Raw genomic sequence first — 22753 nt, 5'->3', positions numbered from 1 at the left:
CATGGAAGAGTTGATCACATCCGTCAGTGAGCTGCGTTATGCGCTCGATACCTTCTACCTGCTGATCTCCGGCGTGCTGGTCATGTGGATGGCCGCCGGGTTCGCCATGCTGGAGGCGGGCCTGGTCCGCGCCAAGAACACCACCGAGATCCTGACCAAGAACATCCTGCTCTATGCCATCGCCTGCGTCATGTACCTGCTGGTTGGCTACAACATCATGTACGTGGACAACGGCGCTGGCGGCTGGCTGCCGAGCGTTGGCAGCCTGATGGGCAGCCAGGCGGACGACGCGGGCCACTCCCTGCACGCCGACTTCTTCTTCCAGGTGGTCTTCGTCGCCACCGCCACCTCCATCATCTCGGGGGCGGTGGCCGAGCGGATGAAGCTCTGGTCCTTCCTGCTGTTCTGCGTGGTGATGACCGGCTTCATCTACCCCGTCGAGGGCTACTGGAGCTGGGGCGGCGGCTTCCTGAAAGAGGCGGGCTTCTCCGACTTCGCGGGCTCCGGCATCGTCCACCTGGCGGGTGCCGCCGCCGCCCTGGCCGCCGTGCTGTTGCTCGGCCCCCGTCGCGGTAAATATGGTAAGCAAGGGGAGATCCATCCCATCCCCGGCTCCAACCTGCCACTGGCGACCCTGGGCACCCTGATCCTCTGGATGGGCTGGTTCGGCTTCAACGGTGGCTCCCAGCTGGCGCTCTCCAGCGCCGCTGACGCCACCGCCATCGGCACCGTGTTCGTCAACACCAACGCCGCCGCGGCCGCCGGTGTGGTCGGCGCCCTGCTGGTCAGCAAGCTCACCTGGGGCAAGGCGGATCTCACCATGATCCTCAACGGCGCCCTCGGCGGTCTGGTCGCCATCACCGCCGACCCTGCCTCCCCCAGCCCGCTGTTTGCCAGCCTGATCGGCGCCCTGGCCGGGGCCCTGGTGGTCTACGCCATCGTCGCCTTCGATCGCCTGAAGATCGATGATCCGGTCGGTGCCATCTCGGTACACGGGGTGTGCGGCCTGTTCGGCCTGATGGTGGTGCCCTTCTCCAACGCGAGCGCCACCTTCGGCGCCCAGTTGCTCGGTGCCGCCACCATCTTCGGCTGGGTCTTTGTCGTCTCTCTGGTCGTCTGGAGCCTGCTCAAGGCCACCATGGGTCTGCGGGTCAGCGAAGAGGAAGAGCTGATGGGCGTGGACATGCACGAGTGCGGTGTCGATGCCTACCCCGAGTTCGTCAGCATCAAATCCAGCATCTAAGCACGCCATCTGCTTGCGGGGCCCGAGGGACACCTCGGGCCCCGTTTTTTTGGTGCCCTCAGCGCCCCTTGAAGGCGGGATGGTGAGCCTGGCGATAGTAACTGGGCGCCAGCCCATGCTGGCGCTTGAAGGCGGTGGAGAAGTGGTATTCGTTCTTGAAGCCGCACTGCTCGGCCAACTGCTTCACCGGGTCGGCCCGGCTCGCCAGCAAGAGTGCCGCCCGCTGCAAGCGCAGCCGTTGCAGCAAGGCCATGGGGGCCAATGCAAAGTGCTGCTGACAAAGCCGATGGAGCTGGCGCTCGGAGAGGTGCAGGGCGTCGGCCATCCGCCCTATGTCCCAGCACTCGGTCAGGGATTCTTTGAGCATCAACTCGAGACGCAGCGCCAGCCGCTCGCCGCGACTCTGCCCCTCTCCCTTTTGCAGCAGGCGGCGCAGATAAAAACCGAGCTGCTCCACCAGCAGCGCACTGAGCAGCGGATCCTGATGGCGCTCCTGCTCCGCATAGAGATTCTCAATGGTGCGAAGCAGAGTCCCCTGCTGGGAGGTGCAACCGAGCCTGGGGTGGTTGGCGAAGACATCCCAGGGGGAATCCTTGTGCAGCAGCAGCCACACCAGCTCCCACTCACCCGTCTCGTTCAACGGCTGATCCAACGGCTCGTTCACCTGCGCACTCAACTGCTCACTAAGCTGGTAGCAGAGCGGCTCCCCGGCCGGGATCAGCGCCCACTCGCCGACCAGCAACCGCTCGCGGCGATCCCCCACCTGCACCTCCCCCTCGCCGCCCAGGGTCAGCAGAAAGCAGTGCACATCGGCAAAGCGGCGCGCGATGCGGTAGCGGGTCTTGAGGCGGGAATAACCCGCCAGCCACACCTGCTCCTGTGCGAGGGCCGGCAGCAGGCTGTCACAACAGATCTGCTCGCGGCAGTCGGGGGAGACATCGACAAGATCGGTGTTGGCAGTTTCAGACATCATCAGGACGGGCTCAGCCATGTCGAAGGGAGAGGCCCCAGCATAGCATTAAGGGCATCAAGTCACAGGAGACCAGCCATGCATATCCATCACGTCGCCATCTGGGCGCAGGATCTGGAGGCGCTCAAGGCATTCTACTGCACCCTGTTTGGCGGGCAGGCCAATGGACGCGGCCACAAGCCAAGCCGTTCAGCTCCTGCTTGGTACGCCTCGAGGGGCCAGTCTGGAGCCGATGCACAGCCCCAGCGACTGGCCGCGCTGTTGAGATGAAGGTCACTGCCTGGCCAGATCGTCGATCCCCGGATCAGCTCCCGGGCAGCGGCATATATACACATGAGGCAGACGATGGATATGAGGGGTTATTGTTGAATGAATCGCCCCACAACATGGCGGGGCGCTTGAGGCCGCCAGGAAAGCCGTCAATCCGCCCGGATAACGGCCAGCGGCACTGACCGTGCGACCCGCAGATGTCCTTCAATATTGAGATGAAGGTGATCCCCGACATCATAGTGCGCACCGAGCCGCGACATGCATTCCGGATCCCGCACCAGCAGATCGCTGTCAATCACGGCATCAAATTCCCCGCTGGTGCGCATCCAGTGATTCACCGCCTGCCGGACAACCTCTTTTTCTGGCTGATAAAAACGCTCAATACCATACTCACCGGTACCCCGCAGCGGCACCAGGGTGACGCCTGTCATACGGATATGGTATTCCCGCGCCCTCTTCAGCAATTGTCGATAGCCGTTGATCAGCACCGTTGCCGCCGGCACCGGACTATCCGGATCCAGTGCCGTGCCCGCCAACCCGATATCATTCAGCCCGACCTGCACGATACAGCCGGTGACACCGGGCTGCTCAAGCACATCACGCTCGAAACGCGACAAGGTGGCGATGCCGACGCCGTCTTTCAGCAACCGGGAACCCGACTGCCCGGCATTCACCACCGCAATATTGTCGGCAACAAGGCGCTCTGCCAAAAAATCTGTCCAACGGCCATAGCTGTCCATCTCCACGCCGTTACCATCCACCATGGAATCACCGATGACGACCAGAGTGCGGCACGCGGAGCCCGGCTGAACCTGAACGCTTTCAACCAGCAAACGGGAGCTGATTTTCTGACCGTCGCCGGCCTCTTCCCTGACGGCCTGATTACCCGGTTCAAGCAACGAGAAATGGCGGGCATCCCAGTGGAAGGTATTGACCGGAATCGGCTCCGGCAGATAGGTCCGCAGAGTGATCACCGATAACGAGGGAATATCCAATGGAATTTCATCACTGCACAGCGTGCCCCCCGCTGGAATTATCGCGCCGGCTTGCCCATTAAAGGTGACAGCCATTGCGCCGCACAGATCAGGCACGGAAATATGGCTCTCGCCTATGACCAGCGGCTGGGCACCATAACGATTGGAAAAGATCAGCCGCAGCTTGTGACCGCCCAGGCTGATGCGCAGTGACTGCCGGAGTGTCTGATCCCCATGAATGGGTGGTATATCCGATGGAAACGGAAACGCCTCTCCCGATGCAGGCTGGGAGCTGGAAAGCCAGGTGCATATCCACCCGTCGCGCACTGGCGAGGCTGAAGACACTGAATATGACATCAGAAATTCTCCTGAAAGAAACAACAGATTTATTGCGCGACCGGCGGGGCCATCATGGCATCGAAACCCTGCATGGCGATATCCGTCATTGCCAGCAGACGCGCCCGGCTGACGCCATCCCGGGCCTGGATAGAGATCCCGTGAAACACGGTCGCCACATAATCCCCGAGCCCCTGTATATCGGTGTTTTCCGGCAGTTCACCGGACTGAACGCCCTGCCGGATGCGCTCAATGATGCCCTCTATCCGCTCCCGGCGGTAACCGGCCAGCCATGCCATGATCTCTTCGTTATCACGGCCATAGTTGGTCAGCGACAGGACCACCATGCAGCCGTGAGGCCTATCGTCACGGGTGTAGGCTTCGACCGCGTTCACCAGCAGTTGCCTGACAGCCTGGCGGGTGTCCGGCTGTGACAGGGCGGCGTCAGCAAAAGCCCCCTCTTCGGCCAGATAAAGCGCTATCGCCTCACGGAAAAGATTTTCCTTTGAGCCGAAGGCGGCATAAATCCGTGCAGACGCAATCCCCAGTGCAGCCACCAGATCAGACAGGGAAGTCCCTTGATAGCCACGCTGCCAGAACACCTCTTTTGCTATGCGCAACGCCTCTTCACGATCAAATTCTCTTGGTCTGCCAGCCATAACACACTCTCCGCATCTGTCATTTCAGACCAAGGCTACCAGTTCATTGTCGACTAACAAAGAATTATTTTTTGGTGATTGACAAAGATTGAGGCGCCCTCTTACCCTATTCGCTGTTGATCGACAAACAATAGCCACCATCCCGGTTGGCAGACGCCTTGTCTATGGCCTTCTGCGGGGATTTTTTATAGATAATTCAAACGGAAAGGGTATGAACGCATTCTTCAGAGTATCTCTGGCGGCAGTCATGCTGCTCACATTGCAGGGCACTGCGGTCGCGGAAAATACACAACGCCCGGCAGTGACGTCAGTAACAGCGCAGGTCAGTGAGGCCGATTTTCAGCATCACTATGTCAAGGTGGCGGGGCAGAAGATCCATTATGTGACGGCGGGAAAGGGGGAGCCCGTGTTGCTGATCCCGGGCTGGCCGCAAACCTGGTATGCCTGGCGTCATGTGATGACCGGACTCGCCGCCGAAGGCTATATGGCGATAGCGGTTGATCCGCCGGGAACCGGTTATTCCGATCGACCGAGCACGGGTTATGATACCGGGGCTGTGGCGACCACATTGCACAATATGATGAATCAGCTCGGTCATAAGCAATATTCGGTTGTCGGTCACGACATCGGCATGTGGGTGGGTTATGCCCTGGCCAGTGACTATCCCGTAGACATCAAGAAAATTGCACTGACCGAAGCGGTTATTCCGGGCCTCGCGCCGGCACCGTCCATCTTTGTCGATCCCCAGGACAATATTTTCCTCTGGCACTTTATGTTTAATCAGGTACAGGACTTGCCGGAAATGCTGACGGCTGGCAAAGAGCGGGACTATCTGAATTTTATTTTTGACCACTGGTCCTATCGTCGTGATCGCGTCGCAGCACAAACCTATATAGATGCTTATTCCTCCCCCGGCGGATTGCGGGCAGGCTTCGCGTATTACCGGGCGATTCCGCAGACCATCGCACAGAATAAACAGCGGGCAGAGAAAAAACTGCTGATGCCGGTGCTGGCAATTGGTGCGGATCATGCCACCCGTGACGCACCCCAGCAGACGATGCAGGGACGAGCGGTGAATTTGCAGGGCGCCATGCTCGGTGAATGCGGTCACTTCGTGACGGAGGAGTGCCCGGAACAGCTGATGACGGTATTGCTGCCGTTTTTGAAAAAATAAGACCGCGCTGATTTGCGGGTGATATCAAGACAGGCCCCCGACTCGGGGGCCTTCTTCTTTATGCCCAACATAAGCAGGCCAGCGAGCCTTGGTTTCACACCGGCTCAGCGTGGCGCAGTTGGCTCTTGGCACTCACCCGATCTCGGTTGCGCCGCAATCGACTGAAGATGATTGGCAGTTTCAGACATCATCAGGACGGGCTCAGCCATGTCGAAGGGGCAGGCCCCGGCATAGCATTGGGGGTATCAAGTCACAGGAGACCAGCCATGCATATCCATCACGTCGCCATCTGGGCACAGGATCTGGAGGCACTCAAGGCATTCTACTGCACCCTGTTTGGCGGGCAGGCCAATGAGCGCTACCACAACCCGACCAAACAGTTTTCCTCCTACTTCGTGCGCTTCGAGGGGGGCGCCAGCCTGGAGCTGATGCATACCCCCATCCTGTTTCCGGCAGATCTCGGCCTGCCGCACCCATTGCAGGGGCTGGCCCATCTCGCCTTCTCCCTTGGCAGCGTGGAGGCCGTGGACAAGATGACAGCCCGTCTCAAGCTGCTCAAGGGCGCCGAGGTGAAACACCTGGACGGCCCCCGCTGGACCGGTGACGGCTATTACGAGAGCACCTTCCTGGATCCCGAAGGCAACCGGCTGGAGCTGACCATCTAATCCCTGAGAGCTTCCCTCACCCTAACCCTCTCCCAACGGGAGAGGGGATAAAGCAGCATCCAGAATATGATCGCTCGCCACACAGGTTCGGTTCACCGCAATACCATCAGCCACGTAGGTTCGATTAGCGAAGCGTAATCGGACGAAGGTAACGGCATTGCTCCCTTCTCCCCTTCCGGGAGAAGGGTTGGGGATGAGGGGCAGGAAAAAAAGAGTTCGCGGTAAACGTTGGGCTACGCTCAGCCACAACCTACACAATCGGTAGGTTGATGCTGAGCCTGCGAAGCCCAACATCCGAGATATAAAGATATCAACATTAAATAGCGGTTAACTCTCTTTAGAAATGAATGCAGCATTTCTCATGTAAACTTGATCTAGTATATAAACAAATACAATAAAACCAAATAACATGCTGAAAAACTGAAATATCTTATCAAAGGAGAAATGTGATGTTATTAAAAATACAGCAGAAGAGAATAGAAATGATGCCAACATTATTATTAACAACACCCAATAATATGAACCACTGCTTCTGGTTGGCTTAGGAATAGTGTTTTTAGAGAGCATTACGACGCTCTTAAGCTTTTCAGACTCCGGACTTTGCTCTAAAAAATACTCTCTAATATTACTGGTTATATGGAAATGTTCTATTTGAGTGCGTCGCAACTTGGCAATTATAAGAACAAATAAAAAACCAAGCATTACGCATACTAATAAAGCAACAACAGAAACCCACAGCCAAGGTACTCCTAGAAAATCATGGTCAACATCTTTTTTCACTATGACTGATACAGTTGCCAAGGCAATACTACTCAACGCAATAAAAAATTGAGTTAACTTGCTTCTCATATCATCTACATGATAAGTAAGGTTTTGTGCTGAGTCATATTCCTTAAATAAAAAATCATCCATGTTGTTCTTTCTCATACTATCACCCATAACATTAAAGCTCTATGTATCTTCGCCCACTCGGAACAAAGAATTATTTGCCTAGAAGATAGTATCTTATTATGAACGAGAATTATTACATATAGTTATTCATTCTATAATCACCAAGTAAAACAGCGGTAAATCCCTTTGCCGCTGTCATCAATCACTCCCCCAACCTCTGTGCCAATCCAGAATACCGCTCGGTCTTTTTCCGCACCGCCTGTGCCAGCAGGGCGCGATCGCCGTAGAGATCGAGGCGCACCTTGGCGCGGGTGATGCCGGTATAGACCAGCTCGCGGGTCAGCAGCGGGCTGGGGCTGTCGGGCAATATCAGCACCGTATGGGCAAATTCCGAACCCTGGGATTTGTGGATGGTCATGGCGTAGACGGTCTCGTGGGGGGGCAACCGGCTTGGCAGCAGGGCGCGCAGGGTGCCGTCCGGCTGCTCAAACCATACCTTTAACCGCCCGCTTTCATCGGGCAGGCAGAGCCCCATATCACCGTTGTAGAGGCCGACCCCGTGGTCGTTGCGCACCACCATCACGGGGCGACCGGCATACCAGTCACCATCGCGGGCAATCAGCCCGGCCCGTGACAGGGCCAGTTCGAGGCGCTCGTTAAGCCCCAGCACCCCGAACGGGCCGTCCCGCAGGGCGCAGAGGATCTGGAAGCTGTTGAATGCCTTGAACACGGCGGCGGGCGCTTCCCCCGCGCGGGCCGCCTTCAGATAGCTGCCGTAACCGGCGACCCCCTGGGCAATCAGGGCGTCGTAGGCCTCCCCGGCCCAGGGGTGCAAGCTGATATCGGCAAAGCCCATGCCCCAGACTGATTCCACCGCCGCGGCATCGCCGCTGTTGCAGGCGCGCGCCAGCTGGCCTATGCCGGAGTGCTGATCAAAGCGCCAGCTCTTGGCCAGCAAACAGAGGCTGTCGCGCACCGGGGCGCCTGCGGGTGAGCCCTGCAGGCGGTAGCCGGTCTGGCGGGAGAGCCAATCCGCCTGCGCCGGGCTGATGCCCTGTTCGATAAAGCTGCAGATATCGCCGAGCACGGCCCCCGCCTCCACCGAAGCGAGCTGATCCTTGTCGCCGAGCAGGATCAGGCGGGCGTGGCTTGGCAGCGCATCGAGCAGGCGCGCCATCATGGGTAGGTCGACCATGGAGGCCTCGTCCACCACCAGCAAGTCGAGGTGCAGCGGGTTGCCTTTGTGGTGGCGGAACTGGCTGCGCCCCGGAATGACCCCGAGCAGCCGGTGCAAGGTGCCCGCTTCGGTGGGGATCGCTTCCACCCACTCGGGGGGCAGATCGAGGGCCTGCAGGGCAGAGCCGATACTCTCGGTCAGGCGCGCCGCCGCCTTGCCGGTGGGGGCCACCAGCCGGATCGCTGGCGCCTTGCCAGCCTGCAGGCCGGTCTCCACCAGAATGGCGAGCAGCTTGGCGACCGTGGTGGTCTTGCCGGTACCGGGGCCACCCGAGATCACCGCAAAGGGGCGCGCCGCCGCGGTGGCCGCCGCCAGCTTCTGGCCGTTGCAGCAGAGCGTCTCGGGCACCAGCGCATCCAGCTTGCCCAGATCGCTCGCCGCCTGCGCGCTGGCCAGCAATGCCTCGATGGCGGGCCAGTCCACCTCGTTCGGGAACACCAGATCGAGATACTTCTCGATAAAGTGGCGGGCCGAAAAGTCGGGGGCGAGGCGGGCTTTAAGCAGCGCCCCGAACACGAGGCCGTAGTCGCGGGCAAACAGCCGCGACAGGGCCGGGGCTATCTCTGGCCATTCAGCTCGCTCGCTCAGGGCACGCAGATGGCGAGCCACCCCCTGCTCGTGATCGTGGTAGCGGGTGAGGTAGAGCCGCCCGTGCCACAGCCGCAGCGGCCAGCGCGGGGTTAGCCCGTCATCCTGTTCCGTACCCACGAGCGGGCTTGCCGCAAACAGGGCGGGCCAGCGGGCAGGATCCGCCAGATCCAGCAGCAGATCCCGGCTCTGCTGGGGATCCAGCCCGAACGGGCGCAGGGATCCGGCAGCGAGCATCTCCAGCGGCAAACAGACATGGCCGCGCCCCAGCTCGAAGCAGGTGAGCGCAGCCCCCAGCACCAGCTCGGGGCTGCCGCCCAGGTCGGCCACCAGTTTGGCAAATTGCAGATCCAGCTGGCGGATGCGCCCCGTCAGCGCCAGCGCTTTCAACCGTTCGATCATGATTGCGCTGGTCGTGGTGCTGATCATGGTGCCGCTCATGCCTCTACCTCGTTTAATTCTGTTGATGACACACCGCCAGAGCGATCACCGTTTCTAAACAACTCATCCAGCCCCAGCACCAGTTCACGGCTCGGGCGGGTATGGAAAATGCCCCCCTGCGGCATGCCGCGCAGGAACAGATAGAAAACGCCGCCAAAATGCTGCTCGAAGTCGTAGCCCGGCAGGCGCAGGGTGAGCAGCCGGTGCAGCGCCAGCGAGTAGAGCTGGTATTGCAGGTCGTAGCGGTGCTCCGCCATCGCCCGCGCCAGCGCCGGACGGCTGTAATCGGCGGGGCTCATGCCGAGGTGGTTCGACTTGTAGTCGAGCAGATACCAGCGCCCCTGCCACTCGAACACCAGATCGATAAAGCCCTTGAGCATCCCCTGCACGGTGGCAAAGTTGAGGGGCTTGTTGCCCCGCGACAGGGGGTCATGCTGCTGGCAGAGGGCGGTCAGCGCCGGTGCCGTCACCCGCCCCATGGGCAGGAAGAACTCCAGCTCCACCTGTTTGCGCTCGGGGGCCAGATCCCGCAGCCGCACCGGATCGCCAAGGCCCGTTTCCAGCGGGGTATCCAGCACCGCCTCCACCTGCTGTTGCAGCACGGGGGCCCAGCTCTCGTCGAAGCCATCTTGCGCCAGCAGGCCAGCGATATGCTGCGCCAGCGGCTCGCCCGCCGCGCTCTCGAAGTCTATGGTCTCGAACAGGCTGTGCAGCAGGGTGCCGGGGCGCGCCCCCTTCGGGAAGGTGAAGATGGAGGGGGCTGGCGCCTCCTCTTCCTGCGCAGCGGCGGCCTCGGTCACTACCTCGTCATCGAAGCCAGGGTTCGCCAGGACCCCCTTGCCGTGGCCGTTCCCCTGGGCCGCCAGCCCGGAGTAGGAGCTGATCCACCAGTCCCGCTCCAGCCGACCGCTAAAGTGGCGCACCTGGGGATCCCCCAGCTGCTCCTCTTCTTGCGGCAACGGGGCCGGACGGGTGAGCGAGGGCTCACCGACAGCCACCCCGGGTAGCGCCTGGGCAAGCTCGGTCAGGGCGGTCGCCAGGGTTTCGGCGTCCCCCTCTTCGCCCTTTTGCAGCAGGTAGCCGATGGCGGTGTGGTGCAGCTCTGTCTTCTCCGACTTGCCGTTGCCCGAGCGCACCGGGGCCAGCCCCAGCCAGGTGGCGTAGACGCCCCGGGTCAGGGCCACGTAGAGCAGCCGCAAGTCTTCGGCGAGGCGCTCCTTGTCGGCTTCCGCCAAGGACCCCTCGGCGCCGGTCAGATCGAGAATGGTACGATTGCCCGCCTCGTCAGCCTCGTGATAGAGCGGGGTCTCGGCGGTTCTGTGGCTGCAGATGAAGGGCAGGAACACCAGGGGGTACTCCAGCCCCTTGGATTTGTGGATGGTGACTATCTGCACCAATTTGCGCTCGGATTCGAGGCGCAGTACCTGCTCCGCATCCTGGCCGCCCGGGCGGCTCACCGCCTCCCCCAGCCAGCGCAGCAGGGCATATTCCCCGTCCAGCTCGCTGCTCACCTGTTGCAGCAGCTCGCCGAGATGGAGGAAGTTGGTCAGCCGCCGCTCGCCGTAGGGGCTCGCCAAAAGCGAAGAGGCGAGATTGCGCCTGTGCAGCAGGGCCCGCAGCATGGCCAGCACGCCGCGGCGATGCCAGATCGATCGGTACTCCATAAACTCCTGCACCGCGCTCTCCCAGGCCCGCTCGTCCGAGGCCAGTGCATCGAGTGCCCTGGCGTCGAGATCAAACAGGCCGGTGGCGAGCGCCGCCCTAAGGCTGCGCTCCTCACTCGGGTTCTGGCAGGCGTGCAAAATCAGCAAAATCTCCCGCGCCTCCACCTGCTCCAGCACGCTCTCGCGGTTCGACAGATAGACGGAGGCGATGGCGAGGCGCGCCAGCTCCTGCTGCACCAGCTTGCCCTCGGCGCCGGTGCGCACCAGTACGGCGATATCCCCGGCCTTCACCGCCTTGTCACCGATCAGCGCCTTGCCCTCGCGGGCCAGGGTCAGCAGGCGGTGGATCTCGGCGGCGGTGGCACGGGCCATCTTGCTCTGGTAATCCCCCCGATTGAAGGTGGGTTGGCCGGTCAGCTGCCAGCAGTGAAGCACAGGGGCGGTGGCGCCATCGAGCAGCAGCGCCTTGCTCTTGCCCTGCGCCTCCACCGGCAGGAAGGGGATATCCGCCTCGTAGATAAAGGGATCCTTGGCTCGCTCGAACAGGCCGTTGACCGCCCCCACCAGGGCGCCGCTGGATCGCCAGTTGCGCCCCAGGGTGTAGTGGGCGCTCACATTTCGCCGCGCCTGGATGTAGGTGAAGATGTCGGCGCCGCGAAAACCGTAGATGGCCTGCTTGGGGTCGCCGATCATCAAGAGCGCCGTGTCCTGGTGGCCGCCGTAAAGCCGGTGGAAGATGCGGTACTGCTGGGGGTCGGTATCCTGAAATTCGTCGATCATCGCGACCCTATAGGTGGCGCGAATGCGATCGCACAGCCGCTCGCCGAGGCTGGAACCGAGCGCCCCGTCGAGGTCTTTGAGCAGGTCATCGAACGAGAGTTGATGGGCCTGGCGCTTGCTGGCCTGCATCCGGCTGCGCACCACCTTGGCCGCCCGTTGCAGGATAAGATCCCGGATACCGGGGCGGCTCGCCAGCAGCTGGTCGATCTGGCTGAACAGCGGCAGGGTCGGTAATGCCTTCCCCTTACTCAGCTTGGCCTCCAGGGTTTCCTGGCCGAAGCGCTCGAGATCCTTGGGCAGGGTATAACCGCTGGTCGGATCCTGTGCCCAGTCGCCTATCTTGGCGAGCCAACCTTCGTAGTTCTTGCCGGTATAAAGCTTGATTTGCCCCTCTGTCTGGCGGCGGATCTCGTCCATCTGCGCCAGCCATTCGCTCTTCACCGCCCCGATGCAGGCCATGGCGGCCTGATGGCGGGCGGCGAGGGTTTCGTCCCCCAGCGCGGGGTGGATCTCCAGCTCGCTGTTGTCGAGCCAGCCGTTCATCTCCCGCAGCAGGGCGGCGGGGCTCGGCCAGAGTGCGCGCACCGAGCTCGCCAGGGTCTTGTCCACCGGATAGAACTCGGCGCGCCAGTAGTCGCTCACCGCCTGCAGCCGGAGCTGGCTGTCGTCGGTCAAAAATTCGGTTTCAAAGAGGGCACCAGACTCGAAGGCGTTCTGCTTGAGCATCCGCTGGCAGAAGCCGTGGATGGTGAAGACAGCCGCCTCGTCCATCTGCCGCTCGGCGGCCAGCAGGCGGCGGGCCGCCAGTTCGTGATCCTCCACCTCTGCCAGCAACTGGGCCAGCAGGGTGTCACTGCTATGGCCGCGCATAAAGGCGAGCCGCGCCTCGTGGATGCGGCCGCGGATCCGCCCCCGCAGCTCGGCGGTGGCCGCTTCGGTAAAGGTCACCACCAGGATCTCGGTCACCGAGAGGGGACGCTCGTGGGCGCTGGGCTGACCGGCATCGGCACCCTCTTCGATGAGCGGGCCGTGCCCCAGTAGCAGACGCAGGTAGAGACCGGCGATGGTGTAGGTTTTGCCGGTGCCGGCGGAGGCTTCGATCAGTCGTTCACCATGGAGGGGAAAACGCAGGGTATTGAGCGGGTTAGCCATTATTTCAGCTCCTCCAGGGTCTTGAGCAGCGGGGTCAGGTGTTCGCGGGCCAAGGCCTGCAACTGGTCCAGCACGGCGTCATCCAGCTCGGGGAAGCAGCGGGCGACATAAGGGTCTTGCCCCTCCCCCGTCACCATGTAACCACCGTTGAAGCGGGTGAGGGCCGCCTTGTCGGCCGCCTCCGGCTTGTCGGGATCCTTCTCGATCGCCTTGAGCCACTCCCAGGCGGTGTTGGGGAAAAACGGCAGCGGCCGCTTCATCCCCTGGGCCCAGAGCGCCACCAGGGCCGCCAGCCTGGGGCGCGCCTCGTCGGCAGAGAGCTTGGGCAGCCGCAGACTCTGCTTGGCATCGAACAGCAGGGTGTCGCCGGGGGCGCAGCTCAATGAGAGACAGAGGTGCTGAACCCAGCCCAGCAGCAGATCCTTGCCGTTGAAGCTGCCGGGTTTGACCACCAGCGCTCGCCCCTTCTGGGTGTCGAGCCACCCCTGCAGTTGACCCTGAGTCAGGGAGATATCGATCTCCACCGCCCGTTTTTCAGCCTCATCAGCCGCAACCCAGGGGCGCAACCGATCCGCCAGCGTGCCCATCTCGGCATCCAGATCGTCCAGCAGCAGGCTGCCGAACCAACCTTGGGGCAGCAGGCCGGTAAGCTGCAACCGCTCGCGACGCACTGTACTGTCACCTTCCGCCAGATGAGCATCGAGCAGCAGACCTTTCAGCTGATAATGTTGCAGGCCATCCAGCTCGAACGGCTCGCTGTCCTCGATGTTGGCCTCGTTCAGTTCAAACCACACCTTGAGGCGGCGGTTGAGGAAATATTTGGTGGGCTGGCGATAGAAGCGCAGCAGCTCCGCCAGCTCCAGCCCCTGCTCCTTGCCCCATTCGGGGGGTAAAGGCAGCTCGCCGCTCTGGAAATTGGCCGCGCCGCGCACCGGATTGAGGGCGGGCAGCCAGTCGGCGGCATAGGTGAAGAGCCGGGAACCCGCCTGCGGGTAGAAGTAGTTGCGGCTGTAGGGGGTGAGCGGGTGCGCCACCATCAGGTGGTTGAGCAGCCGCCGGCCTGAGGTTTCGTCATCGAGGCTCTCATCCCCCACCAGCACGAAGCCCTGCCGCACATAGTCGATCAGCTCCGCCAGCAGCACCGAGGGCACCTTGTCGCTGTTGTCCTGGGCGCTGAACCCCTGATAGCTGATGTAGAGCCCCTGCTGGGCGCTCAAGAGCGCCTCGAGGAAGAGGTAGCGGTCATCATCGCGGCGGGAGCGATCCCCGCGCCGCGACGCCACCGCCATCAGATCGAACCCCATGGGAGCCAGGGTGCGCGGGTAGACGCCGTCGTTCATGCCGAGCAGGCAGACCTGCTTGAAGGGGATGGAGCGCATCGGCATCAGGGTGCAGAAGTTGACCTGACCGGCGAGGAAGCGCTGGCTGGAGCGGGACTCCCCCAGCACGCTGCCGAGATAATCCTGCAACAAATCGGCGGTGATGGGCTGCTCGAAGCGGGCCTCCCCAAGCTGGGTCTGCCAGTCGGCCAGCTGGCTACGAATCAGCTGGAGCTGACGCTCTTCATCTTCATCAGCCAAATAGAAGCGCTCCAGCAGCGCCAGCAGGCAGGCGTGCCACTCCGTCAGCGGCTGCGCCTGTTGCAAGCGGGGTAAAAATTCGGCCAGGGAGTCGACGAACCAAGCGAGCTTGCCGAGCGCCAACCCCTGCTGACCTTCGATATCGGCATAGGGCAGGATGCCCGCCACCGGCTCGCCGTCGCCCATGGCAAAACCGAGCAGCATGCGGCGCAGGCCGAACAGCCAGCTGTTGCCGGACATGGGCGGCAGATCGAAGCGCTCTGGGTAGCCGTCATCCAGCCCCCAGCGGATACCGGTCTCCTGCACCCAGACCCGCAGCTGGTTGAACTCGTCGTCATCCAGCTCGAAGCGGCGCAGCACGACAGGCACCTCGAGAATGGCGAGCAGCTCCCCTGCCCCCAAGCGGGCGTTGGGCAGCCTGAGCAGGGCGAGGAAGCTTTGCAGCAACGGGCTCTCCTGACTCGCCGCCCGATCCGAGACCGCAAACGGGATCTGACCGCGCGCCCCAAACACCGCCTGAATGTAGGGGCCGTAGCTGTTCACGTCCGGCATCATCACCACCACATCTTTCGGGGTGAGGGACGGGTCCTGCTCGAACAGCGCCAGCAGCCGGTCGTGCAGCACTTCCAGCTCGCGCATCGGGCCGTGGCAGGCGTGGATCTGCAAGGATCCATCCGCCGGGCTGATGGGGCTCTTGTGGTGGCTGCTGTCGAGATCAAATTGCCCCGCGCCCCGTTCGGCCAGTTCCAGCACATCCTTCTGGATGGCGCGCAGCAGGCTGACGTTGCCTTTGCCATCCACCTCGTCGATATCGACGAAGGCCTCGATTTGCGGCACCTCCAGCTCCATCAGCTGATGCAGATAGTCGCGCCCCAGCTTGCCCATGGAGGCGAGCAGCGGGTTGGCGGGGCCTTGCAGGGTCTCGATATCGGTGCCGGGCTTGAGCTTGTTCTCCAGCCGAGCCAGGGTCTTGCGATCCAGCAGGTCCCCCCAGTAGTAGCGGCAGGGGTTGGTGACGAACAGGTGCACCTCCACCTCCGGCCGACTGCCGAGGGCCAGCAGCGCCTCCACATAGCGCGGCGGCAGCGCCGAGATGCCGAACACAAAGACCCGCTGCGGCAGCTTGCCCGGCAGATCGGCGGTGCGTTGCAGCTCGTGGATAAACTCCTCGTAGAGGTTGGCGCGGTGGTAACCGCTCGGAGAGAGCGCCAGGGTGCGGGCCACCAGCTCGCGCCACAGCTCCGGCTGCCAATCCTGACCGCTCACCTCGGCCAGTTCGAGCCCCAGTCCCTCCCCCTGCTCCCAGCGGGCGATCCAGTCCGGCCGGTAGACCAGATATTGGTCAAAGAGATCCGCTACCTTCTGGCAGAGCTGCCACAGCCGAACTTGTTCGGGATCCTTGGCAGGATCCTCCTCATCTCCGCCGCCCAGATAAGCGGCAAGCGGCGCAAAGGCGGGGCGATCCAGCAAGGCAGGCAGAATGGTCATCAGCTGCCAGCTCATGGCGCCCTTGTTGTAGGGACTCTGGCGTGGCACATCCGCCAGCACCTGGGTGAACATCTCCCAGATAAAGCTGGCGGGTAGCGGGAAGTCGATATTGGCGGCGATGCCGAAGGCCTTGGCCAGCTCCAGCTTGAGCCACTGGGCCATGCCGGGACTCTGCACCAGGATCTGCTCGTGCTCGAAGGGGTGAGAGAGGGGCGCCTGCCGGATGCGGCTCACCAGCAGCTCCTTGAGCAGATCCAGCTGATTGGAGTGGTAGAGGGTAAACATGGACGACTCCCGCCAATTCACAAGAGGGGATGAGCGCCGGAAAAAACGAGCCATTTCCGTCACTTCACAGGAGTGGGAATTGTCAGGGATCGGGGGGGAAGATGCAAAAGGCTCTTGCGGCCAGCAGGCGGGCAAACCGCCGAACCATGAGGGGCGCCGCAGATTTGGCGCGCCGCCTCACCAACCCGGAAAACGCAGACAGAAAAAAGCCGGTGCAGTTGCACCGGCCAAAAGGCATTGGAAAACTTGAATCTTCAGGGCATTACCAGTTTTTGCCGAGACGGGCATCCACACTGAAGGCACCCGCACCAGCCGCCGCCAGGGCCAGGAAACCACCGGCCACTGAGACGTTCTTCATAAACATCAGCATCTGCATCTGTTCGGCAGGCTGATAGTGGAAGATGAAGGCGGCCATCAGGGTGAAACCGGCCAGCAGCACCGAGAGGCTGCGGGTAAAGAGACCCAGCACGATGGCGAGACCGCCACCCAGCTCCAGCAGGATCACCAGGGGCAGCATGAACCCGGGCACGCCCATGGCTTCCATGTAACCCTGGGTACCGGCGTAACCGCCGATCTTGCCCCAGCCTGCCATCACGAACATCAGCGCCAGCAGTACGCGACCCGCCAGCAGTGCCACATCTTTCATCTTGTCCATCGTCAGATTCCTTTGATTACCCATCTTGGTAATAACAGTGTAAGAGCTAATTGTTAACTCATTCATTTCGCCGTGATTTATCTATCAGGGCAAGTCAAACAGCAGGGCTTCACTCCCCTCGGAGGCGGTGAGCGTCCAGAACGCTTCATCGCGACTGAGCAGGCCGTCGCCGGGTCGGGCAGCCAGACCGTTGCCAGTCAGCTCCCCTGAAATCATATGCAGGTAACCATGACGCCCTTGCAATGCCCATTCGAGGGTTTCCCCTACGGCAAGTTGCAGTCGCCAGATGCGGGCCTGCTGGCGGATCCTGAAGGATCCATCCTCCCCATCCGGTGACGCGACCAGCGTCAGCCCGGGCTGAGAGGCTATCTTCTTCTGCTGATAACCCGGGGTAGTGCCCACTTCATTCGGCTCTATCCAGATCTGCAACAGGGAGAGGGGCTCGGTCTGCGAGGGGTTGTACTCGCTGTGCCGGATGCCGGACCCCGCGCTCATCAGCTGGAAATCCCCCGCCGGGATCTGCTCGGCATGGCCGAGGCTGTCCCTGTGCTCTATGGTGCCGCTCAGCACGCAGGTGAGGATCTCCATGTTGGCATGAGGGTGGGTAGCGAAACCGCCACCCGGCGACACCAGATCCTGGTTGATGACCCGCAGGACGGAGTGCCCCATCCAGTCCGGGTCATAGTAGTGACCGAACGAGAAGCTGTGGCGTGCATCCAGCCAGCCGAAGTTGGCATGACCCCGTTCTGCTGCGGCTCTCAATTTCATCATGGTGTGCTCCTCCAATACCTTAAACGGTTGATTAGCGCTGGCGACCGTCACCCAGACCGAACGGGATGCGGTAGCTGCTGCTCTCGTTGCCCAGGCTGACCGTCAGGTTGCCCTGGGTGCGGCTCGGGATCTTGACCTGCTGGGTGCCCATCAGGCTGGCGTGAACCGATGCCAGCAGATCGCCAGACTCGTCGCGCACCTCCAGCATGGGGTTGGCCTTGCCAGCCATGGCGGCGGTCGCGTTCCAGTTCACGAACAGCACGCCAGGGGCGGCATTGATGTCGGCCGGTACGGCAGCCTGAGCGAAACCTGCGGTCATCAGGCCTGCAACGGCCAGCATCTTGATTACGTTTTTCATGTTCATTCACTCTCTTGGTTTTTATGTCATTGCCAAGGCCGGTTCGGCCAGAATCAATGCATCCATGCAAGAGGTTATTCAAATAGTGTGTTGTTCTTTTACCGACATCAGACATCACTCTTTGTGATGCCCCAGCCCGGAACTACTGTTTATTTGGCCGCTTGGCCTTCCTGCCTAAGCGTTGATTGAATATTAAAGTCACTTGCCCTAAGTTGTTAGCGAGATAATCTGGCAAACATGTTCAAAAAAATTGAAGGTTAGATATGGCCAAAGAATCGAACAAGGAGCGGGCGCTGACCCTGGAGGCGATCCGGGTGCTGGATGCCATCGATCGCCGTGGCAGCTTCGCGGCGGCGGCCGACGAGCTGGGCAAGGTGCCCTCGGCGCTGAGCTACACGGTACAGAAGCTGGAAGACGAGCTGGACGCCATGCTGTTTGATCGCAGCGGCCACAGAACCAAATTCACCCCCGCCGGGCGCATGCTGCTGGAGCAGGGCCGTCTGCTGCTGGAGGCCGCCGAGCATCTGGTGGGAGAGACCCGGGCGCTGGCCCGGGGCTGGGAGACCGACATCACCATCGCCGTCGATGCCCTGGTGCCGCTGCAGGCGCTCTACCCCCTGGTGGAGCGGCTGGCCGAATTGACGGATACCCGGCTGCGATTACGGGCCGAGGTGCTGGCGGGCAGTTGGGAGTGTCTGGAAGATGGCCGCGCCGACCTGCTTATCTCCTCCCTCAATCCCGACATCACCCTGACCGGCATCAAGCACCAGCCCTTGCAGGAGGAGGTGATGCTCTATGTCGCCCACCCGGATCACCCCCTGCACGGGGAGCCCGAGCCCCTGGCGGACGAGACACTGCGCCGCTACCGCGCCATCGCCATCGCCGACACGGCGCGGCGCAAGCCCGCCCTCACCTATCGCCTGCTGGACAAGCAGCCGCGCCTGACCGTCAGCACCATGGGCGAGAAGCGCGATGCCCTGCTGGCGGGCATCGGGGTCGGCACCATGCCCCTGAGCTGGATAGAAGAGGACATCAAGGCGGGCCGACTCAAGGTGATCGGCCCCGAATATCGCCATCAGGTGCAGGTCGTGCTGGCGTGGCGACGAGATACCATGGGCAAGGCCAAGAGCTGGCTGGTGCGGGAGATCCCCAAGCTGTTCCCCTGCAAAGGGGAATAGCCCCTCGGGAGGGCGGCGCAGGAGGTGCCAAAAAATGCGCCCCTTCCTTGACGGCGGGCTCAAATTCGGAGAAAAGAAAAAAAGCGGACCTCTTGCGAGTTCCGCTCAATGCCAGGAAAGAATAAAACCTTGCGGTTAAAAAAACCCTTAAATTGGAAGCAAACAATCGTTTTCTCAACCAGGAAGGTATTGAATCCGATTCGTGTTGGATTATGTGCGATGTAATATGCATCACCAGCAAAATGTTGAAAGGTTGAAGGATATGCACCACCGAGTGTCATTATCTGCCACCTTGCACCACAACTGGTCAGGCCATTTCAGCCGTTATAACCGGGTTACTCTCCTCTGGTTTTTCTAGGTGTCAAAAACTGAGCCCAATACAGATAAATCACTCACTTTCTGACACGACTAAAAATGCAGATAAAGGAATAGTTGCATGACCTACAGCCAGACCCTGGCCAACCACATTCTCGACACCCTGAAGAAGACCCTGACCGACAAGGGGATCCGCTATCAGACCCTGGCGGAAGCCATGGGGGTCTCCATCGCCACCGTGAAGCGGATGATGAACAAACCCTCCCTGCCGTTCGATACCCTGCTGGAGATCTGCCATCTGGTGGGCCTCTCGTTCGAGGAGCTGCTGGATCGCACCCAGGATGCCCAGAGCCGCCGCGCCGTCTTCACCCAGGAGCAGGACGAGGCGTTTCACAAGGAGCCCGGCCTCTACGCCTTCCTCGCCAACATCTTCTGGCGCGACAAGACGCTGATCGATCTGAAACGGGATTACGGCCTGACCGACGCCTCCTGCTATCTCTATCTGCGCAAGCTGGAGAAGCTCGGCATATTGCAGCTCGGCATCGACAACAGCTACCACTTCCTCATCAGCGAGCGCATCAGCTTCGAACAGCACAGTCGCTTCGCCCGCCAGCAGGCACGCCAGGCCATGTCGGTGCTGGGGGACTATCTGGTGGAGAACATGCACAAGTCGAACAACTACATGGCGCTGTGCCAGCTCCACCTGGACGAGAGCGAAGCCATGGCCCTGATCGATCGCATGAAGGAGTACTGGCATCAGGAGCTCAAACTCAACCGCCCCGCCATCGGCCAGCGGGAGGGCAGCAAGACCTACACCATGTCGCTGCAACTGGCGGACTGCGGCTACCAGAGCTTCGACGACCTTATCCCCAATATCGACAACTGATCTCGGCGGATCCTGCGGGATCCGTCCGTTTTCGCTGGCTCGGTCGTTAGCCTTACATCGGCCATTCAGACCTTCTTGCCGCCTTCGGATGCAGTGCCTATCGAGACCGATACGGAGCGCCACTGTGCCCGTCAGTGCTCTGGATATTCCCTAATCAACGAGCCGGGTTTGCTGCAGTGTACCTGAGAGCGGCTGCAAGACGCGCGTATCGAGACAGATACGGATCGCATCCGGCCGCCAGTGTTCAATATCGCAATCCACCAGCGCCCCCCGTTCGTCGTAGTTGACCCGCACCAGTCTTAGCACGGCACTCCCCTCCGCCAGATTGAGGGCCCGGGCTATCTCTCCGCGAGCCGCCGAGGGGGTGATCTCCAGGCTCGCCCCACCCTGGCCTATGCCATAGTGCTGCTGATAGAGCTCGGTGAGTGAGCTGGCCAGCGGCGCGCTGGCGATATCGGGAAAACGACTGGCCAGCAGATGGTGGCTGACGTGCAGCACGGGACGGCCGTCGATCAGTCGCTGGCGGCGGATTTCATAGAGCGGGGTGAAGGGCACCAACCCCATCCAGCGGCAAAGCTCGCTGCTGGCAAGCGCACTGCCGTGGGCCAGCACCCGGGTTTCGGCGGTGCGCTGCTGCTCGCCGATCCACTGATGAAAGTGGGTGTGGATGGCGGGGTCATAGGTGAGGCGAGGCGGCGCCACGAACCAACCGCGCCGCTCGGCCCGGTAGATAAGACCATCCGCTTCGAGGCTGGAGAGCGCCTCCTTGATGGTGATGCGGGTGGTGGCGAAGCGCTCGCTCAGGGCCCGTTCGGCGGGCAACTGCTGCCCGGCCCCCAGCTGGCCGCTGCCAATATAGCGGCGCAGGGTCCGGCAAATCTGTTCGCACTTGGAAGGGCTGCGGCCATCGGTCAGCCCCTGTTCACTCAATCGCTCTGTCACTGTCACGTCCCTGTCGGTCATTCCGGTGTGCGCCCCCTGGAGTAGACCAGCGGCTGTCGGTCCCGAGTTGTAACCGCTGTGGATGACAGCGCCATGACAGGGCGATTGTCACGAAAACGCCATCAAAGCGCCCCGCCATCGTCATATTTCCCCTCTAGCATCCCTCTCGAACCTTAACTGACCTAGTCCAGAGGGATGGGATGATGAAAAGCGTGATCGCAAGTGCACTGGCCCTGGCGGCCATCAGTCAACCGCTGTTTGCCGCCGAGAACATCGCGGATCTCGAGAAGGCCGCTCGTGGTGAAGGGCAACTCAGCAGCATCGGCATGCCCGACAGCTGGGCCAACTGGAAGGATACCTGGCAGCAGCTGGGCAGCATCTACGGCATCAAGCATCAGGATACCGACATGAGCTCGGCGCAGGAGATCGCCAAGTTCGCCGCCGAGAAAGCCAACGCCACCGCCGATATCGGCGACGTGGGCGGCGCCTTCGGTCCGGTGGCGGTCAAGCAGGGGGTCACCCAGCCCTACAAACCCTCCACCTGGGCGGACATTCCGAACTGGGCCAAGGATGCGGACGGTCACTGGATGCTGGCCTATACCGGCACCATCGCCTTCCTGATCAACAAGGATCTGGTCAAGGCTGCCCCCACCAGCTGGCAATCCCTGCTCGGCGGTGACTACAAGGTGACCCTGGGTGACGTGGGCGTCGCTTCCCAAGCCAACAACGGCGTGCTGGCAGCGGCCTATGCCACCGGCGGCAGCGAGAAGAACCTCAAGCCCGCGCTGGATCTGTTCGGCCAGCTAGCCAAGCAGGGCCGCCTGTCGCTGAACGACCCGACCATCGCCAATATCGAGAAGGGCGAAGTGGAAGTGGGGGTGCTGTGGGATTTCAACGCCCTCAACTACCGCGACCAGATCGACCCCAAGAAGTTTGACGTGGTGATCCCGAGCGACGGCTCCGTCATCGCCGGTTACACCACCATCATCAACAAGTGGGCCAAGAACCCCAACGCCGCCAAGCTGGCCCGTGAATACATCCTCTCCGATGCCGGTCAAATCAACCTGGCCCGTGGCTACGCCCGCCCCATCCGCAGCAATGTGACCCTGCCGGATGACGTGAAGGCCAAGCTGCTGCCGGCCGAGCAGTACGCCAATGCCAAGCCAGTGCAGGATCACGCTGCCTGGGAGCAGAGCTCCAAGGCCCTGCCGCGCCAGTGGCAAGAAACCGTCATGATCAACATGCAGTAAG

At 61.5% G+C, this 22753-nt stretch carries 18 protein-coding genes; 7 read left to right on the top strand and 11 right to left on the bottom strand.

What is annotated here, in order from left to right; all coding sequences use genetic code 11:
• Position 1: 1 nt before the first annotated feature.
• On the top strand, positions 2-1243 hold the full coding sequence (locus tag KW824_RS14970; RefSeq protein ID WP_161506830.1) for an ammonium transporter: 1242 nt from the start codon (positions 2-4) through the stop codon (positions 1241-1243).
• Between the two features lie 58 nt (positions 1244-1301).
• Here KW824_RS14970 and KW824_RS14965 read toward each other — a convergent pair whose 3' ends face one another.
• Complete coding sequence (locus tag KW824_RS14965; RefSeq protein WP_218410213.1) at positions 1302-2216, bottom strand: AraC family transcriptional regulator; 915 nt, start codon at positions 2214-2216, stop codon at positions 1302-1304.
• A gap of 75 nt (positions 2217-2291) precedes the next feature.
• Between KW824_RS14965 and KW824_RS14960 the strand changes: the two genes are divergently transcribed.
• Positions 2292-2483, top strand: a complete 192-nt coding sequence (locus KW824_RS14960; RefSeq protein ID WP_256351396.1) for a VOC family protein — start codon at positions 2292-2294, stop codon at positions 2481-2483.
• A 149-nt stretch (positions 2484-2632) separates the two neighbouring features.
• On the opposite strand, the gene KW824_RS14955 is transcribed toward KW824_RS14960, so the two are convergent.
• Entirely contained in the window at positions 2633-3814 is a 1182-nt protein-coding gene (locus tag KW824_RS14955) for an SGNH/GDSL hydrolase family protein (RefSeq protein ID WP_218410212.1), read from the bottom strand.
• A gap of 29 nt (positions 3815-3843) precedes the next feature.
• Positions 3844-4452 carry a TetR/AcrR family transcriptional regulator gene (locus KW824_RS14950; RefSeq protein ID WP_218410211.1) on the bottom strand — a complete coding sequence of 203 codons (609 nt, stop codon included), beginning with the start codon at positions 4450-4452 and terminating at the stop codon, positions 3844-3846.
• 211 nt (positions 4453-4663) lie between these two features.
• Here KW824_RS14950 and KW824_RS14945 point away from each other — a divergent pair, with 211 nt between their 5' ends.
• Both KW824_RS14945 and KW824_RS14940 read left to right on the top strand, forming a co-directional pair.
• Complete coding sequence (locus KW824_RS14945; RefSeq protein ID WP_218410210.1) at positions 4664-5626, top strand: alpha/beta fold hydrolase; 963 nt, start codon at positions 4664-4666, stop codon at positions 5624-5626.
• 266 nt (positions 5627-5892) lie between these two features.
• A complete protein-coding gene (locus KW824_RS14940) occupies positions 5893-6291 on the top strand; it encodes a VOC family protein (RefSeq protein ID WP_218410209.1) in 399 nt (132 codons plus the stop codon).
• A 327-nt stretch (positions 6292-6618) separates the two neighbouring features.
• On the opposite strand, the gene KW824_RS14935 is transcribed toward KW824_RS14940, so the two are convergent.
• From KW824_RS14935 to KW824_RS14905, 7 genes are all read right to left on the bottom strand, one after another.
• A complete protein-coding gene (locus tag KW824_RS14935; protein WP_218410208.1) occupies positions 6619-7218 on the bottom strand; it encodes a hypothetical protein in 600 nt (199 codons plus the stop codon).
• A gap of 166 nt (positions 7219-7384) precedes the next feature.
• Complete coding sequence (gene recD / locus KW824_RS14930; RefSeq protein ID WP_218410207.1) at positions 7385-9448, bottom strand: exodeoxyribonuclease V subunit alpha; 2064 nt, start codon at positions 9446-9448, stop codon at positions 7385-7387.
• The gene (gene recB / locus KW824_RS14925) at positions 9445-13044 is read right to left on the bottom strand and encodes an exodeoxyribonuclease V subunit beta (RefSeq protein WP_218410206.1); all 3600 of its coding nucleotides are present in this window, start codon (positions 13042-13044) and stop codon (positions 9445-9447) included. Before recB ends, recD begins: the two co-directional genes overlap by 4 nt.
• Positions 13044-16397: an exodeoxyribonuclease V subunit gamma gene (recC, locus tag KW824_RS14920; protein WP_218410205.1), complete on the bottom strand. Its 3354-nt coding sequence runs from the start codon at positions 16395-16397 to the stop codon at positions 13044-13046. The genes recB and recC overlap by 1 nt, the downstream gene beginning before the upstream one ends.
• Before the next feature lie 262 nt (positions 16398-16659).
• A complete protein-coding gene (locus KW824_RS14915) occupies positions 16660-17052 on the bottom strand; it encodes a DoxX family protein (protein WP_161506824.1) in 393 nt (130 codons plus the stop codon).
• A gap of 84 nt (positions 17053-17136) precedes the next feature.
• On the bottom strand, positions 17137-17823 hold the full coding sequence (locus KW824_RS14910; protein ID WP_218410204.1) for a pirin family protein: 687 nt from the start codon (positions 17821-17823) through the stop codon (positions 17137-17139).
• A gap of 31 nt (positions 17824-17854) precedes the next feature.
• A complete protein-coding gene (locus tag KW824_RS14905; RefSeq protein ID WP_025328578.1) occupies positions 17855-18187 on the bottom strand; it encodes a hypothetical protein in 333 nt (110 codons plus the stop codon).
• Between the two features lie 257 nt (positions 18188-18444).
• On the opposite strand from KW824_RS14905, the gene KW824_RS14900 reads away from it, so the two are divergent.
• Together KW824_RS14900 and KW824_RS14895 are read left to right on the top strand one after the other, a co-directional pair.
• Positions 18445-19359, top strand: a complete 915-nt coding sequence (locus tag KW824_RS14900) for a LysR family transcriptional regulator (RefSeq protein ID WP_005330088.1) — start codon at positions 18445-18447, stop codon at positions 19357-19359.
• A 436-nt stretch (positions 19360-19795) separates the two neighbouring features.
• Positions 19796-20560 (top strand): helix-turn-helix transcriptional regulator, encoded by a 765-nt coding sequence (locus tag KW824_RS14895; protein ID WP_218410203.1) that lies wholly within the window; start codon positions 19796-19798, stop codon positions 20558-20560.
• 150 nt (positions 20561-20710) lie between these two features.
• On the opposite strand, the gene KW824_RS14890 is transcribed toward KW824_RS14895, so the two are convergent.
• On the bottom strand, positions 20711-21523 hold the full coding sequence (locus KW824_RS14890; protein WP_043129536.1) for a UTRA domain-containing protein: 813 nt from the start codon (positions 21521-21523) through the stop codon (positions 20711-20713).
• Positions 21524-21705: 182 nt separating this feature from the next.
• Between KW824_RS14890 and KW824_RS14885 the strand changes: the two genes are divergently transcribed.
• A complete protein-coding gene (locus tag KW824_RS14885; RefSeq protein WP_218410202.1) occupies positions 21706-22752 on the top strand; it encodes an ABC transporter substrate-binding protein in 1047 nt (348 codons plus the stop codon).
• Position 22753 lies beyond the last annotated feature (1 nt).

Origin of the sequence: Aeromonas sp. sif0611 (assembly GCF_019218845.1) — a bacterium.
Lineage (GTDB): Bacteria > Pseudomonadota > Gammaproteobacteria > Enterobacterales > Aeromonadaceae > Aeromonas > Aeromonas media.
This window is presented reverse-complemented; position numbering and strand designations above follow the sequence as displayed.